This is a genomic window from Pseudovibrio sp. WM33 (genome assembly GCF_001623165.1).
Lineage (GTDB): Bacteria > Pseudomonadota > Alphaproteobacteria > Rhizobiales > Stappiaceae > Pseudovibrio.
Map to the genome: position 1 here is coordinate 1 of NZ_LMCK01000137.1, position 498 is coordinate 498.

Below are 498 nucleotides of genomic sequence, written 5' to 3' on the forward strand. Positions count from 1 at the left end.
TGGGACCGGGACCGGGCAAAGGAAGTCACACCAGAAAAGGAAGAAGGCAAGCGCGTTAAAAAGCGCTCTGATTTGAGAATTGTTCGTGTGGGCACATGGCGGCTTAAGTCGGAAATTACCGCAAGCCTTGCCCGTGAAGATCCCGGTGCAGATGCCTATCACCTGACCCGCAACTTACCAAGTGAAGTGTTTGAAGAGTTTTGCGCAGAGCGGCGCACCCCGAAAGGCTGGGTGCTTCGCAAAGGGCGCAAGAGAAACGAGGCGCTTGATTTGGGCGTTTATGGGCTGGCGTTGGTGCTGGTTCTTAGGGCGGAAAAAATCAACTGGAAGCGCCCGCCCATTTGGGCGCGACGAATGGAAACCAATAGTTTTGCAGCACTCAGGCCAAAGCAAGAGGCAATCCGTGATGCGGGTTCAAAGGATCTTGCCGGGGAAAGTGTGCCTGAAAATGGAGCCGTACCGGCGCAAACTGAAGCGCCGGAGACGCAAGCGGAAGAC

1 protein-coding gene is annotated in these 498 nt (G+C 55.4%); it reads left to right on the forward strand.

Going from position 1 to position 498, the window contains the following annotated elements:
* The coding region (locus PsWM33_RS23570) for a terminase gpA endonuclease subunit (RefSeq protein WP_193778460.1) at nucleotides 1-498 on the forward strand (498 nt) is incomplete at both ends.